At 65.1% G+C, this 15,864-nt stretch carries 16 protein-coding genes; 8 read left to right on the top strand and 8 right to left on the bottom strand.

Translation table 11 applies throughout. The features are described 5' to 3' along the window. Nucleotides 1–7 precede the first annotated feature (7 nt). From K3M67_RS03635 to K3M67_RS03610, 6 genes are all read left to right on the top strand, one after another. Nucleotides 8–472 carry a Fur family transcriptional regulator gene (locus tag K3M67_RS03635; RefSeq protein WP_066858344.1) on the top strand — a complete coding sequence of 155 codons (465 nt, stop codon included), beginning with the start codon at nucleotides 8–10 and terminating at the stop codon, nucleotides 470–472. 12 nt (nucleotides 473–484) lie between these two features. Further along, on the top strand, nucleotides 485–1,054 hold the full coding sequence (pnuC, locus tag K3M67_RS03630; protein ID WP_285832309.1) for a nicotinamide riboside transporter PnuC: 570 nt from the start codon (nucleotides 485–487) through the stop codon (nucleotides 1,052–1,054). After that, nucleotides 1,051–1,605, top strand: coding sequence for an AAA family ATPase (locus tag K3M67_RS03625; protein ID WP_066858337.1), 555 nt, complete (start codon nucleotides 1,051–1,053; stop codon nucleotides 1,603–1,605). Before pnuC ends, K3M67_RS03625 begins: the two co-directional genes overlap by 4 nt. 10 nt (nucleotides 1,606–1,615) lie before the next feature. Then, nucleotides 1,616–3,532: a 1-deoxy-D-xylulose-5-phosphate synthase gene (dxs, locus tag K3M67_RS03620; RefSeq protein ID WP_285832308.1), complete on the top strand. Its 1,917-nt coding sequence runs from the start codon at nucleotides 1,616–1,618 to the stop codon at nucleotides 3,530–3,532. 64 nt (nucleotides 3,533–3,596) lie between these two features. Then, nucleotides 3,597–4,046, top strand: coding sequence for an SRPBCC family protein (locus K3M67_RS03615; RefSeq protein ID WP_285832307.1), 450 nt, complete (start codon nucleotides 3,597–3,599; stop codon nucleotides 4,044–4,046). Further along, nucleotides 4,033–4,359, top strand: coding sequence for an ArsR/SmtB family transcription factor (locus K3M67_RS03610; protein WP_066858329.1), 327 nt, complete (start codon nucleotides 4,033–4,035; stop codon nucleotides 4,357–4,359). Before K3M67_RS03615 ends, K3M67_RS03610 begins: the two co-directional genes overlap by 14 nt. Before the next feature lie 18 nt (nucleotides 4,360–4,377). Here the strand turns inward: K3M67_RS03610 and K3M67_RS03605 are convergent, their stop codons facing one another. From K3M67_RS03605 to gpmA, 8 genes are all read right to left on the bottom strand, one after another. After that, a complete protein-coding gene (locus K3M67_RS03605; protein WP_066858326.1) occupies nucleotides 4,378–4,794 on the bottom strand; it encodes a DUF3035 domain-containing protein in 417 nt (138 codons plus the stop codon). Continuing rightward, nucleotides 4,791–5,306: a signal peptidase II gene (gene lspA / locus K3M67_RS03600; RefSeq protein WP_066858323.1), complete on the bottom strand. Its 516-nt coding sequence runs from the start codon at nucleotides 5,304–5,306 to the stop codon at nucleotides 4,791–4,793. The genes K3M67_RS03605 and lspA overlap by 4 nt, the downstream gene beginning before the upstream one ends. Then, nucleotides 5,303–8,263, bottom strand: coding sequence for an isoleucine--tRNA ligase (gene ileS, locus K3M67_RS03595; protein WP_285832306.1), 2,961 nt, complete (start codon nucleotides 8,261–8,263; stop codon nucleotides 5,303–5,305). Before ileS ends, lspA begins: the two co-directional genes overlap by 4 nt. Nucleotides 8,264–8,393: 130 nt before the next feature. After that, nucleotides 8,394–9,320: a bifunctional riboflavin kinase/FAD synthetase gene (locus K3M67_RS03590; protein WP_285832305.1), complete on the bottom strand. Its 927-nt coding sequence runs from the start codon at nucleotides 9,318–9,320 to the stop codon at nucleotides 8,394–8,396. Nucleotides 9,321–9,385: 65 nt separating this feature from the next. Then, nucleotides 9,386–9,874: a dihydrofolate reductase gene (locus K3M67_RS03585; protein WP_066858314.1), complete on the bottom strand. Its 489-nt coding sequence runs from the start codon at nucleotides 9,872–9,874 to the stop codon at nucleotides 9,386–9,388. 22 nt (nucleotides 9,875–9,896) lie between these two features. After that, complete coding sequence (locus tag K3M67_RS03580; RefSeq protein ID WP_066858312.1) at nucleotides 9,897–10,967, bottom strand: 5-(carboxyamino)imidazole ribonucleotide synthase; 1,071 nt, start codon at nucleotides 10,965–10,967, stop codon at nucleotides 9,897–9,899. Between the two features lie 14 nt (nucleotides 10,968–10,981). Next, nucleotides 10,982–11,470, bottom strand: a complete 489-nt coding sequence (gene purE, locus K3M67_RS03575; protein WP_285832304.1) for a 5-(carboxyamino)imidazole ribonucleotide mutase — start codon at nucleotides 11,468–11,470, stop codon at nucleotides 10,982–10,984. A 176-nt stretch (nucleotides 11,471–11,646) separates the two neighbouring features. After that, a complete protein-coding gene (gene gpmA / locus K3M67_RS03570; RefSeq protein ID WP_066858306.1) occupies nucleotides 11,647–12,333 on the bottom strand; it encodes a 2,3-diphosphoglycerate-dependent phosphoglycerate mutase in 687 nt (228 codons plus the stop codon). A 157-nt stretch (nucleotides 12,334–12,490) separates the two neighbouring features. On the opposite strand from gpmA, the gene sppA reads away from it, so the two are divergent. Both sppA and K3M67_RS03560 read left to right on the top strand, forming a co-directional pair. Further along, the gene (sppA, locus tag K3M67_RS03565; protein WP_285832303.1) at nucleotides 12,491–14,374 is read left to right on the top strand and encodes a signal peptide peptidase SppA; all 1,884 of its coding nucleotides are present in this window, start codon (nucleotides 12,491–12,493) and stop codon (nucleotides 14,372–14,374) included. Nucleotides 14,375–14,482: 108 nt separating this feature from the next. Continuing rightward, nucleotides 14,483–15,841, top strand: coding sequence for an O-antigen ligase family protein (locus K3M67_RS03560; RefSeq protein WP_285832302.1), 1,359 nt, complete (start codon nucleotides 14,483–14,485; stop codon nucleotides 15,839–15,841). Nucleotides 15,842–15,864: the final 23 nt, after the last annotated feature.

The following is a 15,864-nucleotide window of genomic DNA, read 5'->3' as shown; positions in this document are numbered from 1 at the left end:
AGGGACCATGGCCGACCATGCTCACCATCATCACCAGGAACCGACCGGCGCGAAGCTGGCCGATGCCGCGCGCGCCACGCTGGAGGCGCAGAACGAGCAATGGACGCCCATGCGCGCGGCCATTTTCGACGCGCTGGCAGCCGAGGAAAAGCCCGCGTCGGCCTATGACATCGCCGACAACGTATCGAAGGCGCGCGGCAAGCGGGTCGCGCCCAACAGCGTTTACCGCATCCTCGACCTGTTCGTGGCGAACAACATCGCCATGCGGGTGGAAAGCGCCAATGCCTATATCGCCAACGCCCATCCGGGCTGCCATCATGACTGCATCTTCCTGGTATGCGACACATGCGGCCAGGTGACCCATATCGACAATGATCCGATCACCTCTTCGCTGCGCACGGCTGCGGAAAAGGCCGGCTTCGCGCCCCGGCGCGCCGTGATCGAGATGCGCGGCACCTGCGGCGCGCATTGAGCGCACGCCGCTGTGGACAAGGTCGAATGGCTCGCGGCCGCGCTCGGCCTCGTCAATGTCGTGCTGGTGGCGCGCCGGTCGCTGTGGAACTATCCTTTCGGCATCGCGATGGTGGCGCTCTATTTCTTCGTCTTCGTCGAGGCCAGGCTCTACAGTGACGCGCTGCTCCAGATCTTCTTCCTCACCATCAATCTGTATGGCTGGTGGAACTGGGCGCGCAGCGAGAAAGTGGGCGATGGCGGCATTGCGGTCGGACGGCTGGGCAATCCGGCCCGGCTCCTGTGGCTGGGCGGCACGGCGATCGCGATCCTCGGCTGGGGCAGCTTGATGGCGCGCTTCACCGACGCCGCCGCGCCTTTCGCCGATGCGACGGTCGCCGGCATGAGCGTCGCGGCGCAAATTCTCCAGTCCCAGCGCAAATATGAAAGCTGGGCCCTGTGGGTCGCGGTCGATGCGCTGGCGATCGGCCTGTTCTGGAGCCGCGGCCTGATCGCGACGTCGATCCTTTACGCCCTCTTCTTCGTCATCGCGCTCGCAGGCCTCATCGCCTGGCGGCGGACGATGGAGCGCAAGCCGGCATGACCCTCAGCATCGTCCTGCATGGCGTGGAGAGCACGGGGAAATCGGTGCTGGCCGAGCGGCTCGCGCGGCATTTCGGGACGCTCTGGGTGCCCGAATATGGCCGCGCCCACGCCGAAACGCATGGCGTCGACATGACGGAAGAGGATCTGCTGCTGATCGGCCGGACACAGGCAGCCATGATCGCAGCCGCCATGCCGGGAGCCACCCGCTTCCTCTTTGCCGACACCGATTCGCTGATGACCGCGGCCTGGGCTGAAATGATGATCGGACATGCCCCAAAGGCCCTGCTGACTTATCCCAAGGCCGACCTCTATCTTCAGCTCGAACCCGATGTCGCCTGGATTGCCGATCCGGTCCGCATCTATGGCGACGCTCAGGTGCGCGCGCGCTTCGCGCAGATCTGCCGGAACATGCTGGAACAGTCCGGCGTTCGCTGGGCGGCGATCGGTGGGGACTGGGACGCGCGCTTTGCCCGGGCGGTGGCGATCGTGGAGGCTCTGGAGCCGCCAAACGCATCGCAAGGGTTCGACTTGGCGCAGGAAAACGAGTAGGCACATCATTATGTCCAGTCCATCCACGCCGTTGCTCGATACCGTTCAGACCCCCGATGACCTGCGCAAGCTGGAACCCGATCAGCTCCGGCAGCTGGCCGACGAGCTGCGCGCCGAAACCATCGCGGCGGTCGGCGTCACCGGCGGCCATCTCGGTTCGGGCCTCGGCGTCGTCGAACTCACGACCGCGATCCACTATGTGTTCGACACCCCCAACGACAAGCTGGTCTGGGATGTCGGCCATCAATGCTATCCGCACAAGATCCTGACGGGCCGGCGCGACCGCATCCGCACCCTGCGTCAGGGCGGCGGCCTCAGCGGCTTCACCAAGCGCGCTGAATCCGAATATGACCCGTTCGGCGCGGCGCACAGCTCGACCTCGATCAGCGCGGCGCTGGGCTTCGCCATCGCCAACAGGATGCAGGATCGGCCCGGCAAGGGGATCGCCGTGATCGGCGACGGCGCCATGTCGGCAGGCATGGCCTATGAGGCGATGAACAATGCGCGGGAAGCCGGCAACCGGCTGATCGTGATCCTGAACGACAATGACATGTCGATCGCGCCGCCGGTGGGTGGCCTGTCGGCCTATCTCGCCCGCCTTGTGTCGAGCCGCGAGTTTCTCGGCCTGCGCGATCTCGCCAAGCGGCTGGTGCGCCGGCTGCCCCGCCCGCTCCACAATGCGGCGCGCAAGACCGACGAGTTCGCGCGCGGCATGGCGATGGGCGGCACCTTGTTCGAGGAACTGGGCTTCTATTATGTCGGCCCGGTCGACGGCCATAATCTGGACCAGCTGATCCCGGTGCTGGAAAATGTCCGCGACGCGGCCGAGGGGCCGTGCCTGATCCATGTCGTGACGCAGAAGGGCAAGGGCTATGCCCCGGCCGAAGCGGCGGCGGACAAATATCATGGCGTGCAGAAATTCGACGTCATCACCGGCGCCCAGGCCAAGGCACCTCCGGGGCCGCCCAGCTACACCAATGTCTTTGCGCAGGCGCTGATCGCCGAGGCGCGGCGCGACGCCAAGGTGTGCGCCATCACCGCCGCCATGCCGTCCGGCACGGGCCTCGACAAATTCCAGTCGACCTTCCCCGACCGGACGTTCGACGTGGGCATTGCCGAACAACATGCCGTGACCTTCGCGGCGGGCCTGGCGGCGGAGGGGATGCGCCCCTTCTGCGCCATTTATTCGACCTTCCTGCAACGCGCCTATGACCAGGTGGTGCATGACGTCGCGATCCAGAATCTGCCGGTCCGCTTCGCCATCGACCGCGCGGGGCTCGTCGGCGCGGATGGCTCCACCCATGCCGGCAGCTTCGACGTCACCTATCTCGCCAGCCTGCCCAATTTCGTGGTGATGGCCGCCGCCGACGAGGCGGAACTGGTGAACATGGTCCATACCTGCGCCGTCCATGACAGCGGGCCGATCGCGGTGCGCTATCCGCGCGGCAACGGCACCGGCGTCGCCATGCCGGAAATTCCCGAACGGCTGGAAATCGGCAAGGGCCGGATCGTGCGCGAAGGGCGGCAGGTCGCCATCCTTTCGCTCGGCACGCGGCTGGAGGAAGCGATGAAGGCGGCCGAAGCGCTGGAGGCCAAGGGGCTGAGCACCACCGTCGCCGACCTGCGCTTCGCCAAGCCGCTGGACGAGGCGATGATCCGCCGGCTGCTGACCACCCACGAGGTTGCGGTGACGATCGAGGAAGGCGCGATCGGAGGACTTGGCGCGCATGTCCTGACCCTGGCGAGCGACCTTGGCCTGATCGACAACGGCCTGAAACTGCGCACCATGCGCCTGCCCGACATCTTCCAGGACCAGGACAAGCCCGAGAAGCAATATGCCGATGCCCGGCTGGATGCCGACGCCATCGTCGATACGGTGCTGACCGCGCTGCGCCACAACAGCGTCGGCACGGAGGCGCGGGCTTGAACGCAACCAAAGGGTTGCTTAACGGGAGACGGAAGCGCATATAGGCAACCAGGAGGTTGCCCATATGTCCGACAGCATCGTCAAGAGCATCGAGATCGCTGCCCCGGTCGCCAGGGTCTGGGACGCGCTGATCGATCATGAGAAGTTCGGCGCGTGGTTTCTGGTCGCGCTCGACCAGCCCTTTGTCGTCGGCCAGATCTCGACCGGCCGGATGACCTATCCGGGCTACGAGCATTTCCCGTGGGAATCGCGCACCGTCGCGATCGAGCCGATGACGCGCTTCGCCTTTGAATGGCCGGCCACGGGCGGCGATGAGGAGGCGATCCGGACGGGCGTGCCCGAATGGATGTTGGTCGAGTTCCGGCTGGAGCCGACCGCCGGCGGCACCAAGCTGACAGTGACCGAAAGCGGGTTCGACAAGGTGCCCGAACCGCGCCGGTCCAATATACTGCGCGACAATGACGGCGGCTGGGCCGAGCAGGTAGAGAATATCAAACGCTATGTCGAGGGCTGAACCGGCGCAGCTTTTTGCCGCTCTGGGGGATGCGACCCGCCTCGGGCTGGTCGGGCGGCTGGCCGATGGTGGCGAAAGGTCGATCGTGCAATTGGGCGAAGGGCTGCCGATGAGCCGGCAGGCGGTGGCCAAGCATCTGGAGGTGCTGCATGGCGCCGGGCTGGTTCATCGCCGCCGGAGCGGGCGCGAGGTGCATTATGCGCTGCGACGCGACGCTATCGAAGCGGCGCGCGGCTGGCTCGCCGAGGTGAGCGCACAGTGGGACGGCACACTCGCCCGGCTCAAGCTGTTTGTCGAGGAAGGGGACGGTTAGCCCCCATTCCTCATGGCATTATTGCTGCGGCACGGCGGCGCGGGCGTCCTGCCCGTCGCCTTCCGGGGCAGCGATGATGTCGCGGGTGGTCGCGCCCTTGTCGACCACCTGCGTGTCCGGATCGCCAGCCGAGGAGCGGATGCCCGCGGCGGCATTGGCGCGACCGGCGGCGCCCAGCGTGGCGCTTTCGCCCGCGCTGCGCGGCGCGGGGCCGCCGAACATGGCCTGCATCGCTTCGCTGCGCGAATCGACCGCGGCGGCGGCCGGCGTGCCTGGCGCGGGCGGGACCAGCGCGAAGTCGGGCGGAATCACCAGCGGCGCCTGACGCGAGACGGCGAATTCATCGGGGCGCTCGCGGTTGAACAGGCCGCCGCCGCCACCGCAGGCCGACAGGGTCGTGATAAGGCCAGCGGCGAGGATCAGTTTACGCTTCACTTCAAAGTCTCCGTCTTTGCGCCCTTGTCGCGCAGCAGCAGCGCCCGCGCAAGCAGGATCAGCACACCGATCGTGATGGCCGCGTCAGCCAGGTTGAAAATCAGGAAGGGTCGCCATTCGCCGAAGTGCAGGTCCGCATAATCAACGACATAGCCCAGCCGCACCCGGTCCACGATGTTGCCGATCGCCCCGCCCAGGACCAGGCCCAGCGCGGCGACATCCTGCCGCGCGCGCTCGCGCCACATCCACACACCGACAAAGCCGGCGATCAGCATCGTCATGCCGACCAGCGCCCAGCGCATCGCTTCGGTATCGGCATGGAAGAAGCCCATGGAGACGCCGCGATTTTCCAGCCAGCGCAAGCGGAAGATCGGGAGAATGTCGATCCCCACCTCCGCCCGGCTCTTGAGCGCGAGCGGATAGGTGACGGTATATTTGATGAGCTGGTCGAGCGCGAGCGTCACGATCGCGACGGTCAGGCCCAGCGGGCGGTGATTGACGGGCGCGGTCATGCGTTGGCCTTCAGCACATCGTCGCAACGGTTGCAGAGCGATCCGTCCTCCGTCACTTCGGGCAGGAGCCGCCAGCAGCGGCCGCATTTGTGCCAGTCGCTGGGCTTGACGATGATGCCGTCGCCGACGCCCATGTCGATCCGGGCGACGATGGCGATTTCGGCGAAGTTCACACCGTCGCTGGGCAGCAATTCACCCATGGTCACGTCGGCCTCCAGGCTGGAGCGAATGATCTTTTCGCGGCGGAAGGGTTCGATCGCTTCATTGACCTGTTCGCGCTGGTCGCGCAGCAGCGTCCACTTGTCGTCCAGATGCTGGTTGATCCAGTGATGGTCGATCTCCGGCCATTCCAGGAAATGGACGCTATCTTCGTCACTTGGGAATCGGCTTTGCCACACTTCCTCAGCGGTGAAGGGGATGATCGGCGCGACATAGCGGACCAGCGCATGGAACAGCGTATCGAGCAGCGTGCGATAGGCGCGGCGCTTGGGGTCCGACTTCGCATCGCAATAGAGGCAGTCCTTGCGGATGTCGAAGAAGAAGGCGCTGAGGTCGCTGTTCGCGAAGTCGAAGATGGCGCGGGTGTAGCGGCTGAACTCCAGCCAGTTCTCGCTCTTCGCTGCCTTGTCCACCACGGCGCGCAGTTCGGCGTCGAGCTGGGCCAGGCGGTGGAGCATATAGCGCTCCAGCTCCGGCATCTCGGCATAGGACACCGCTTCCGTCTCTTCATCATAATCGGAAAGAGCGCCAAGCATGTAACGGAAAGTATTGCGCAATTTGCGATAGGCGTCGGACGAACCGGCCAGCACTTCCTTGCCTATGCGGACGTCGTCGAAATAGTCGGTGCTGGCGACCCAGACGCGGAGAATATCCGCGCCGCTTTCGCTCATGATCTTGAGCGGATCGACGACATTGCCAAGGCTCTTGGACATTTTCTTGCCCGACCCGTCGAGCGCGAAGCCGTGGGTCAGCACCGCCTTGTAGGGCGCCTGCCCGCGGGTGCCGCAGCTTTCGAGCAGCGAGGACTGGAACCAGCCGCGATGCTGGTCCGATCCCTCGATATAGAGGTCGGCGCGCGTGCCTTCCCCATAGCGGCCCTCAACGACGAAGCTGTGGGTCGAGCCGCTGTCGAACCAGACGTCGAGAATGTCGTTCACGACCTCATAGTCGGCAAGGTCATAGTCGGGGCCGAGCAGCGCCTGATGATCGGCGCCGAACCAGGCGTCCGCGCCGGCACCCTTGAACGCTTCGATGATGCGGGCGTTGACCGCCGGATCAACCAGATAGTCGCCGCTCTTGCGATGGACATAGAGGGCAATCGGCACGCCCCAGGCGCGCTGGCGGCTGATGACCCAGTCGGGGCGGCCTTCCACCATCGAGCGGATGCGATTGGTCGAACGCTCGGGCACCCAGCGGGTATGCGCGATCGCGTCGAGCGCGACTTCGCGCAGGGTCGGGCCGTTGCCGGTGACGATCGGGGTCGGCAGCACGCCACCCTCGACATCGACCACCGCGCCTTCCTGCGGCTGATCCATGGGAATGAACCATTGCGGGGTGCAGCGGAAGATGATCTTCGCCTTGGACCGCCAGCTATGCGGATAGCTGTGCTTGAAGTCGTCCGACGCGGCGAGCAGCCCACCCGCTTCGCGCAGGTCGGTGCAGATCGGCCCGTCCTTGCTGACGAACTTCGGGTTGATGACAGACCCCTGCCCGCCCAGCCAGAGCCAGTCGGCGCGATATTTGCCGTCACCCTCCACCGCAAAGACAGGGTTCAGGCCGTGCGCCTTGCACAGCGCAAAGTCGTCCTCGCCATGATCGGGCGCCATGTGGACGAGGCCGGTGCCCGCATCGGTCGTGACGAAATCGCCCGCGAGGAACGGACGGGGCTTGGCGAAGAAGCCGCCAAGCGCGTGCATCGGGTGGCGGGCTACGGCACCGGCGAGGTCGGAGCCTTTTACTTGCCCGACCACCTTCAATTGAGCATTAAGAGAGACTTCGGGCTGCGTGCTCTTGTCACGTAGATCATTGTTCATGCGAGCGCGCAAATGAGCAACGAGTTCATTTGCTACCAACAAGCGCTTGAAGTTTAGCGCCTGCATCAGCGGGTTACGCCGCTGCTCGAGCGAGAGATTTCCATCACCAGCGTCAGAAACACCGAGACTGACTTCAACGATGGAATATTCAACCTCCGGCCCATAAGCCAAAGCCTGGTTCACAGGGATTGTCCAGGGCGTCGTGGTCCAGATCACCGCATGGGCGCCGACGAGTTCAGGCGCGTTCGGCGCTTCCACGATCTCGAACGCCACGTCGATCTGGGTCGAGACGATGTCCTCATATTCCACTTCCGCCTCGGCCAGCGCGGTCTTTTCGACCGGGGACCACATGACGGGCTTGGCGCCGCGATAGAGCTGGCCGCTTTCCGCGAATTTCAGCAGTTCGCCAACGATGGTCGCCTCGGCATCGAACTTCATGGTGAGGTACGGATCGGACCAGTCGCCCATCACGCCCAGCCGCTTGAACTGCTCCTTCTGCACGTCCACCCACTTGTCGGCATAGGCGCGGCACTGGGCGCGAAATTCCTGCGCGGGAACCTCGTCCTTGTTCAGCTTCTTCTTGCGATATTCTTCCTCGATCTTCCATTCGATCGGCAGGCCATGGCAGTCCCAGCCGGGCACATAGGGCGCATCCTTGCCGAGCAGGGATTGCGAGCGGACGATGATGTCCTTGAGCACCTTGTTCATCGCATGGCCCATATGGATGTCGCCATTGGCGTAGGGCGGGCCGTCATGCAGCAGGAAGCGTTCGCGGCCGGCGCGCTTCTCGCGCAGCTTGCCATAAAGGTCCATCGCCTCCCACTTCGCCGCGATGGCCGGTTCCTTCTGGGCGAGGCCGGCCTTCATCGGGAAGTCCGTGACGGGCAGGAAGACGGTGGACTTGTAGTCAGGTGCGTCGGTCATGGGTGTCCGTGCAAAATCTCTATGATCCGTTCGCCCTGAGCCTGTCTAAGGGCAGCGCTTCCCTTCCGGAGAAAGGACAGGGCTTCGACAGGCTCAGCCCGAACGGGTGAGGAAAAACGTGCCCGTCGCCCTACGCGACGTGGGGCGTTCCCGCAAGGATTTGCCGCGCCTGCTCGCAGTCCCGCGCGATCCCGGCCATCAGCGCGTCGAGGCCGTCATATTTCAGCTCGCCATGGAGATAGCGGATCAGCTGCACCCCGATCACCTGGTCGTAGAGGCTTTCGGCGAAGTCGAAGAAATGCGGCTCCAGCAATTCCTTGGGCGGGTCGAAGCTGGGCCGGATGCCGAGATTCGCCGCACCGTCCAGCACCCGGCCATCGGCCAGCAGCCCGCGCACGGCATAGATGCCATAGGCCGGGCGAAGATAGGGGCCCATGTCGATATTGGCGGTGGGAAAGCCGATGGTGCGGCCCAGCTTGTCGCCATGCTGGACGACCCCCTCGATCGCGAAGGGCCGGGTCAACAGGCGGGTGGCGGTGGCGCAATCGCCGGCGCGCAATGCATCGCGGATGCGGCTGGAGGAAATCACCCCCTCCCCGTCCGTCACCGGCGCCATCGCTTCGGCGGGCAGGCCAAGCTGCGCGAAGGTGGCGATCGTGCCGCTGCGCCCCTTGCCGAAGGTGAAATCCTCCCCAGTGACCACCGCCGCGACGCCCAGATTGTCGGCCAGCAGCCGGACATAGGCGGCTGGATCGAGCGCGGCGAGGTCATGGGTGAAATCGAAGACCAGCATCGCGTCGGCGCCCGCGCGGGCGAACAACGCCTGCCGCTGGTCCAGCGTGGTCAGGCGGAAGGGCGGCGTATCGGGCTGGAACAGCCGCATGGGATGGGGATCGAAGGTCGCGACGATCGCCGGGCGGCCCTCCGCGCGGGCGCGCTCGATCGCGCGGCCGACGACCGCCTGATGGCCCGCATGAAAGCCGTCGAAATTGCCGAGCGCCATGACGCTCCCGCGCAGATGAGCGGGGATCGGGGCGCTGCTAGAAAGCCGCTCCATGGCGCGCCTATAGGGGGGCGTGGGAAGCGTGGCAATGGACGGCATGTTTCAGCCGCTCGCAGACATCAGCGCCGCTCGAAGGTCACGAAGCTGTAGGCCGGCCGCCCGTCGAGCACGGGGTGATCGGCGCGCGCCGTTTCGCGCCAGACGGCGGGATCAGGATAGGGAATGGCGGTATCGCCTTCGGCATCCAGATGGACTTCGGTCAGTTCGATCCGGTCGCCCAGCGGAAGGAACAGGCGGTATATTTCCGCGCCGCCGATCACCATCAGGACCGGCGCATCGGCCAAGGCAAGGGCGCTGTCCACATCATGGACGACCTCCGCCCCCTCGCCGGTCCATGCCGTGTCGCGCGTCAGGACGATATGGCGGCGGCCAGGCAGCAGTCCGGGTAGGCTGTCGAAGGTCTTGCGCCCCATCAGCATCGGATGGCCGGCGGTGACGGCCTTGAAATGCTTGAGATCGGCAGGCAGGCGCCAGGGAAGATCGCCGTCCCGGCCGATCACGCCATTGTCGGCGCGGGCGAGGACGAGGGTGATGTGCGTGCGGTTCATCCAACTACCTGTCCGATGAATATTACAGCGACAACCGCGTCACATGCCCCATCTTGCGGCCGGGGCGCGCCTCATGCTTGCCATAGAGGTGGAGGTGATTGGCCGGGTCCGACAGGATCGCCTGCCACTCATGCGCCTCGTCGCCGATCAGGTTGCGCATCTCCACGCGCGATGCGGCCAGCGCGGTGTCGCCCAGCGGCAGGCCGCATATGGCGCGAACATGATTCTCGAACTGGCTCGTCACCGCGCCCTCGATGGTCCAGTGGCCGCTATTGTGGACGCGCGGCGCCATCTCGTTGAAGACCGGACCATCGGCGCTGGCGAAGAATTCGCAGGTCAGCACGCCGACATAGTCGAGCGCGTCGGCAATCTTGCGCGCCATCGCCCGCGCCCGTTCCATCTGCCCCTCGATCAGCGGCCCAGCGGGCGCGGTCGAGGTCGCAAGGATGCCGTTCACATGGACATTGGCGGACGAGTCCCAGAAGCGCACCTCGCCATCCGCGCCGCGCACCAGGATCACCGAAAATTCCTCGGCGAAGGTGACGAAGCCTTCGAGGATGGCGCTCTGGCGACCGATGGCGTTCCAGGCGCCCACGGCATCGCCCGGCTCCGACAGGCGCGCCTGACCCTTGCCGTCATAGCCCATGCGGTTGGTCTTCAGGATCGCGCGGCTGCCGACCTGCTCGATCGCGCTCTCCAGCTCGTCCAGGCTCTCCACCGGCGCGAAGGGGGCGGTCAGGCCGCCCAGGTCGCAGACGAAGCGCTTTTCCGCCAGCCGGTCCTGCGCCACACGCAGCGCCTGCGCGCCGGGGCGGACCAGGCCGTGGGAGGCCAGCACCTCGACCGCCGCCGGATCGATATTCTCGAATTCATAGGTGACGACGTCGACCCGATCCGCAAAGGCAGCGAGCGCAGCGGCATCCTCATAGGCGCCGCGCGTCCAGCAGGGCGAGACGTCGGCGGCGGGGCCGCTGTCCTCCGGCGCGTAGATGCAGGTGCGATAGCCCAGCTGCGCCGCCGCCATGGCGATCATCCGGCCGAGCTGGCCGCCGCCGATAATGCCAATGGTGGAGCCGGGCGCGATGGTCGTCATGTCTCTCTTGTCTATCAGTCTTCGACGGTTTCGGCGACGGCATCGGTCTGGCGCGCGCGCCAGGCGTCGAGCCGCTCGGCCAGCGCCGCGTCATGAGTGGCCAGGATCGCGGCGGCCAGCAGGCCGGCGTTGATCGCGCCGGGCTTGCCGATCGCCAGCGTGGCGACCGGGATGCCACCGGGCATCTGGACGATGGAAAGGAGCGAATCCATGCCCTTCAATGCCTTGGATTCGACCGGCACGCCCAGCACGGGCAGGCGCGTCATCGACGCGGTCATGCCGGGCAAGTGCGCCGCGCCGCCCGCGCCGGCGATGATGACTTTGAGGCCACGGCCGACCGCTTGGCCAGCATAATCATAGAGACGCTGCGGGGTGCGATGGGCGGACACGACCTTGCATTCATGAGCCACGCCCAGCGCTTCCAGCGTTTCGGCGGCATGGCGCATCGTGTCCCAATCGGACCGCGAGCCCATGATGATGCCGACCTCAACTGCCCCGCTCATATCGCTTCCCCTGACAAGGCGGTTCATCGGGCCGCCCGGAAAGCAAAGCCCCTTAGCGGCCGGGCCGCCAAGGGGCAATGTAGATTCGGCTCAAAACCCGTTCGTTTCGAGCATGTCGGGAAACGAGAAGCGCTGCGCCGGCCGCTTCTCGACTTCGCTCGAAACGAACAGGGGCTTCAGCGTTCCGACAGATAGTAGCGCTCGATCGCGCTCAGATCGTCCGCCAGATCATAGACGATCGGCTGGCCGGTCGGGATTTCCAGTTCGGTGATCTCGTCGTCCGGAATGTTCGACAGATGTTTCACCAGCGCGCGCAGCGAATTGCCGTGGGCGGAGATCAGCACGCGCTTGCCGGCCTTCAGGTCGGGCGCGATCCGGCTTTCCCAATATGGCAACACGCGCGCGATCGTGTCCTTCAGGCTTTCGGTGGAGGGGATGGCGATACCGGCATAGCGGCGATCCTTCGACAGGTCGAACTCGCTGCCCGCTTCCAGCACCGGGGGCGGGATGTCGAAGCTGCGGCGCCAGATCTTGACCTGCGCGTCGCCATGCTTCGCCGCCGTCTCCGCCTTATCCAGGCCGGTGAGGCCGCCATAATGGCGCTCGTTCAGGCGCCAGTCCTTCTCGACCGGCAGCCACAGCCGGCCCATTTCCTCCAGCGCAAGGTTCAGCGTCTTGATCGCGCGGGTCTGGAGCGAGGTATAGCACTGGTCGAAGTCCAGCCCCTTGTCCTTCATCAGGCGACCCGCCGCGCGGGCTTCCTCTGCCCCCTTCTCGGTCACGTCCACGTCCCACCAGCCGGTGAAGCGGTTTTCCAGGTTCCAGGCCGACTGGCCGTGACGGATGAGGACGAGAGTGGGCATGGGGCACGTCTCCTGCGCGTGGGCGTTCGTTGCGCTCCCCATAACGGGCAAAATCGCGGGCGCAACCCTTGCGGGCGCTCGGTTCAGGCCCACATTGCAGTCGGTCGGGCGATGCGATAGCGGTTGCACGACCGCTCAGGGATAAGGACGCGACGATTTGGCATTTGTGAAGGGCGCCTGGCGCATATTGGTCGCGATCAAGGACGGCCTCGTCCTGCTCTTCCTGCTGCTCTTCTTCGGCGCTCTCTATGCCGCCCTGTCCTTTTCGCCGACGCCGGGCAAGGCCATCGGTTCTGGCGCGCTGCTGCTGGACCTGGACGGCAGCATCGTGGAGCAACCGGCCGAGGTCAGCCCAATGGCCCTGCTGAGCGGATCCGGCCCGGAGGCGAAGGAATATCGCCTGTCCGACGTCGTCGCCGCGCTCGATGCGGCGAAGAGCGACGGCAAGGTGAAAGCGGTGGTGCTGAACCTCGATGGCTTCCTGGGCGGCGGCCAGGTCGCGATCGCGCGCGTCGGCAAGGCGCTGGACGCGGTGCGCGCCGCGAACAAACCGGTGCTGGCCTACGCCACTCTCTATACCGACGACAGCTATCAGCTCGCCGCCCATGCCAGCGAGATTTGGAGCGACCCGCTGGGCGGCGTCGCCATCATGGGGCGGGGCGGCTCCAATCTCTATTATAAGGGGCTGATCGACAAGCTGGGCGTCAATACCCATGTCTATCGCGTCGGCACCTACAAGAGCTTCGTCGAGCCCTTCACCCGCACCGATCAATCGCCCGAAGCGAAGCAGGCGAACCAGGCGCTTGCCGGCGCGCTGTGGCAGAATTGGCAGGACGAGGTGGCGAAGGCGCGGCCGAAAGCGAAGATCGCCGCCTATGCCCGGGATCCCGCCGCCGCCGCCCGCGCCGCCAATGGCAATATGGCCAGGGCGGCGCTGACGGCGGGACTTGCCGACAGGCTGGGCGACGAGGCCGCATTTGGCGAACGCGTCGCGCAGATCGCGGGCGAAGCCTCCAGCGTCAAGGAGGGCAGCTTCGCCAGCATCGACCTCGGCGCCTATGTGAAGGCGCGCAAGCCCGCCAATGACGGCCAGATCGGTGTACTGACCGTCGCGGGCGACATCGTCGATGGCGAAGCCGGCCCAGGCACGGCGGCGGGCGACACCATTTCCGATCTGCTGCTGACTGCGCTGGATGAAAAGCAGCTCAAGGCGCTGGTGGTGCGCGTCGATTCGCCGGGCGGATCGGTCATGGCGTCGGAAAAGATTCGCGGCGCCATCCTCCAGGCCAAGAAGGCCGGGCTGCCGGTGGTCGTCTCCATGGCCAATGTCGCGGCGAGCGGCGGCTATTGGGTATCGACGCCGGGCGACATGATCTTCGCCGAGCCGGACACGATCACCGGATCGATCGGCGTGTTCGGCATCATCCCCAGCTTCGAAGGCACGCTGGCGAAGATGGGCATCACCACCGACGGCGTGCGGACCACGCCGCTGTCCGGGCAGCCCGACATCACCGGCGGCACCACGCCCGAATTCGACCAGGTCATGCAACTGGGCGTCGAGGACATCTACCGCCGCTTCGTCGGCCTGGTCGCGCAATCGCGCAAGAAGTCACCGCAAGCCGTCGACGCTATCGCACAGGGCCGCGTCTGGGACGGCGGCACCGCGCGCCAGATCGGGCTGGTGGACCGCTTCGGCGGGCTGGAGGATGCCATCGCCGAAGCGGCGCGACGGGCAAAGCTCGATCCCGCCCAGGCGAAGCCCTATTATATCGAGAAGCAGCCCGACAAGTTCGCCCAGTTCATCCAGTCGATCGTCGACCGCGAGCAGGACGACGCCGACGCCCCCCGCGACATGCTCGCCCGCCAGGCATGGGTGCAGCGCGGCTGGGCCAGCCAGGCGGTGGCCGATGTGAAGGCGCTGGTCACGGGCGCGGGCGTTCGCGCCGACTGCCTTGAATGCCGCGGCTACGGCGCACCCCAGTCGCGCAACGCGGCGGAGGAACGCGGGGTGCTGGCGTTGCTGGCGGGATTGTGGCGATAGGGACTTCGATCGACAGCCTGACCGCCAAACCTGTCCTGGAATTGCGAGAAGGATTGTAAATCCTTTACCTATCGCAGCTAAACCCTGCTGCGGGGGGGGGGCGACCACATGACGCAAAAAAACAGTCTCGCGACAATGTCCGTCATAGGCTGGCTGATTGCTGCCGGGCTCGTCATTTGCGGCCTGTTATATCGAACATACTCAATTTCGCTTCCTTCCCCCGGCTTGAATTTCTCCCGACAGCTGGGCGTGGTATTTCTTGCGGCGGAAGTTGCATTCGTGCTGCTCGCCCTCCACAAAGGTGTGAAATTTCGCGAAATCTACGCCGATTTGGATCGAAATATCAGGATCGCGCTGATTGCATTTCTTTGCGTCTTCTGGTGGAGCGCTTTCTTCACATCCCCAAATACCTTTGGTTCAATGGCGCTGACGCTCAGATGGATTGTACATCTGGCGTTCGGCGCTGCCATTTACGGTAGTTTGAGTGTTGTCCCTCGCGAGAGCATCTCGCGTCTCATCGCTCCGGTTATTGCAGCATTGTTTGCGCTCTCCCTTCTGACGGCCTGGCATTTCCTCTCGGCGTCCGAGGGCATATCGATGGGCGACTCGCCCTTTGGCTGGGGCGTTGCCATACCGGGCTTCATATCGGGCCGTTTGTTCGGCGCCTTCTGTGGGGCCGTTCTGGCTTTCATGCTCGGCGAGACATGGCTGGCCTCCAATGAAAAACGCGCCTCGGCATGGCATTATCTGGCCATCATCCTGCTTGCGGGGATGGCAATCTGGTCGGGCACACGGGCGGCGGTGTTCGGGATCATATGCGCCTTGCCGATCGCGGCCCTGTTTGCCCGCACACGTCCCAACCTGATCTTCATGATCGGGACGTCGGCCTGCCTTTTCGTCGCCTATATGCTGGCGACGTCATTGCTGCCGTTTGGCGACCCCTATTTTGTGCTGTTCGAAGCGAAGGATGTGTCGAGCGGGAATGCAGCAATGGGCGGCCGCGTGAACCTGTGGTCATCAATGGCGTCGCTGTGGCTTGAGCACCCCCTTTTCGGCGCGGGGGAAGGCGCGTCCATCTGGCTGGCGCCTGCGGGCGTGTTTCCGCATCTCCAGCCTCATAACGCCATTCTTCAGTTCCTGCTGAGTTGGGGGCTGGTCGGCACCATTCCTGCCCTCTATCTTCTCGTCCGAGCCATATGGCACGCCCATCAGGCGGTGTTAGCGCGACCCGACCTCATGCCCGTGCTGGCCATGCTCGACGCGCTGCTGGCGATGGCGATGCTTGACGGAATGCTGTTCTTCCCGAGATTTATCGTTCTGATATTTGCCTGCATCGCGATACTTCTGGCCGCCAGCAGAGCAACCCGGACTGAAGGTGGGACGAATATGTTGGCAAGCCCCACTGGGATCGAGCATAGCGCTGTCGGTAGCGCGGCAGTTCCCGGCCCACTCCGGGACGGTCGCTAGTTTTTGATCCGATTGCATCGGAT

Source organism: Sphingobium sp. V4 (assembly GCF_029590555.1).
Taxonomy (GTDB): Bacteria; Pseudomonadota; Alphaproteobacteria; order Sphingomonadales; family Sphingomonadaceae; genus Sphingobium.
Note: the sequence above shows the minus strand (reverse complement) of the source record. Positions and strands in the feature narration are given on the sequence as shown.

What these genes read in the sequence shown, in the direction of transcription:
- K3M67_RS03635 (WP_066858344.1), top strand. Translation starts at nt 8, where the DNA reads ATGGCCGACCATGCTCACCATCATCACCAGGAACCGACCGGCGCGAAG.
- K3M67_RS03625 (WP_066858337.1), top strand. Translation starts at nt 1,051, where the DNA reads ATGACCCTCAGCATCGTCCTGCATGGCGTGGAGAGCACGGGGAAATCG.
- dxs (WP_285832308.1), top strand. Translation starts at nt 1,616, where the DNA reads ATGTCCAGTCCATCCACGCCGTTGCTCGATACCGTTCAGACCCCCGAT.
- K3M67_RS03615 (WP_285832307.1), top strand. Translation starts at nt 3,597, where the DNA reads ATGTCCGACAGCATCGTCAAGAGCATCGAGATCGCTGCCCCGGTCGCC.
- K3M67_RS03610 (WP_066858329.1), top strand. Translation starts at nt 4,033, where the DNA reads ATGTCGAGGGCTGAACCGGCGCAGCTTTTTGCCGCTCTGGGGGATGCG.
- lspA (WP_066858323.1), bottom strand. Translation starts at nt 5,306, where the DNA reads ATGACCGCGCCCGTCAATCACCGCCCGCTGGGCCTGACCGTCGCGATC.
- ileS (WP_285832306.1), bottom strand. Translation starts at nt 8,263, where the DNA reads ATGACCGACGCACCTGACTACAAGTCCACCGTCTTCCTGCCCGTCACG.
- K3M67_RS03590 (WP_285832305.1), bottom strand. Translation starts at nt 9,320, where the DNA reads ATGGAGCGGCTTTCTAGCAGCGCCCCGATCCCCGCTCATCTGCGCGGG.
- K3M67_RS03585 (WP_066858314.1), bottom strand. Translation starts at nt 9,874, where the DNA reads ATGAACCGCACGCACATCACCCTCGTCCTCGCCCGCGCCGACAATGGC.
- K3M67_RS03580 (WP_066858312.1), bottom strand. Translation starts at nt 10,967, where the DNA reads ATGACGACCATCGCGCCCGGCTCCACCATTGGCATTATCGGCGGCGGC.
- purE (WP_285832304.1), bottom strand. Translation starts at nt 11,470, where the DNA reads ATGAGCGGGGCAGTTGAGGTCGGCATCATCATGGGCTCGCGGTCCGAT.
- gpmA (WP_066858306.1), bottom strand. Translation starts at nt 12,333, where the DNA reads ATGCCCACTCTCGTCCTCATCCGTCACGGCCAGTCGGCCTGGAACCTG.
- K3M67_RS03560 (WP_285832302.1), top strand. Translation starts at nt 14,483, where the DNA reads ATGACGCAAAAAAACAGTCTCGCGACAATGTCCGTCATAGGCTGGCTG.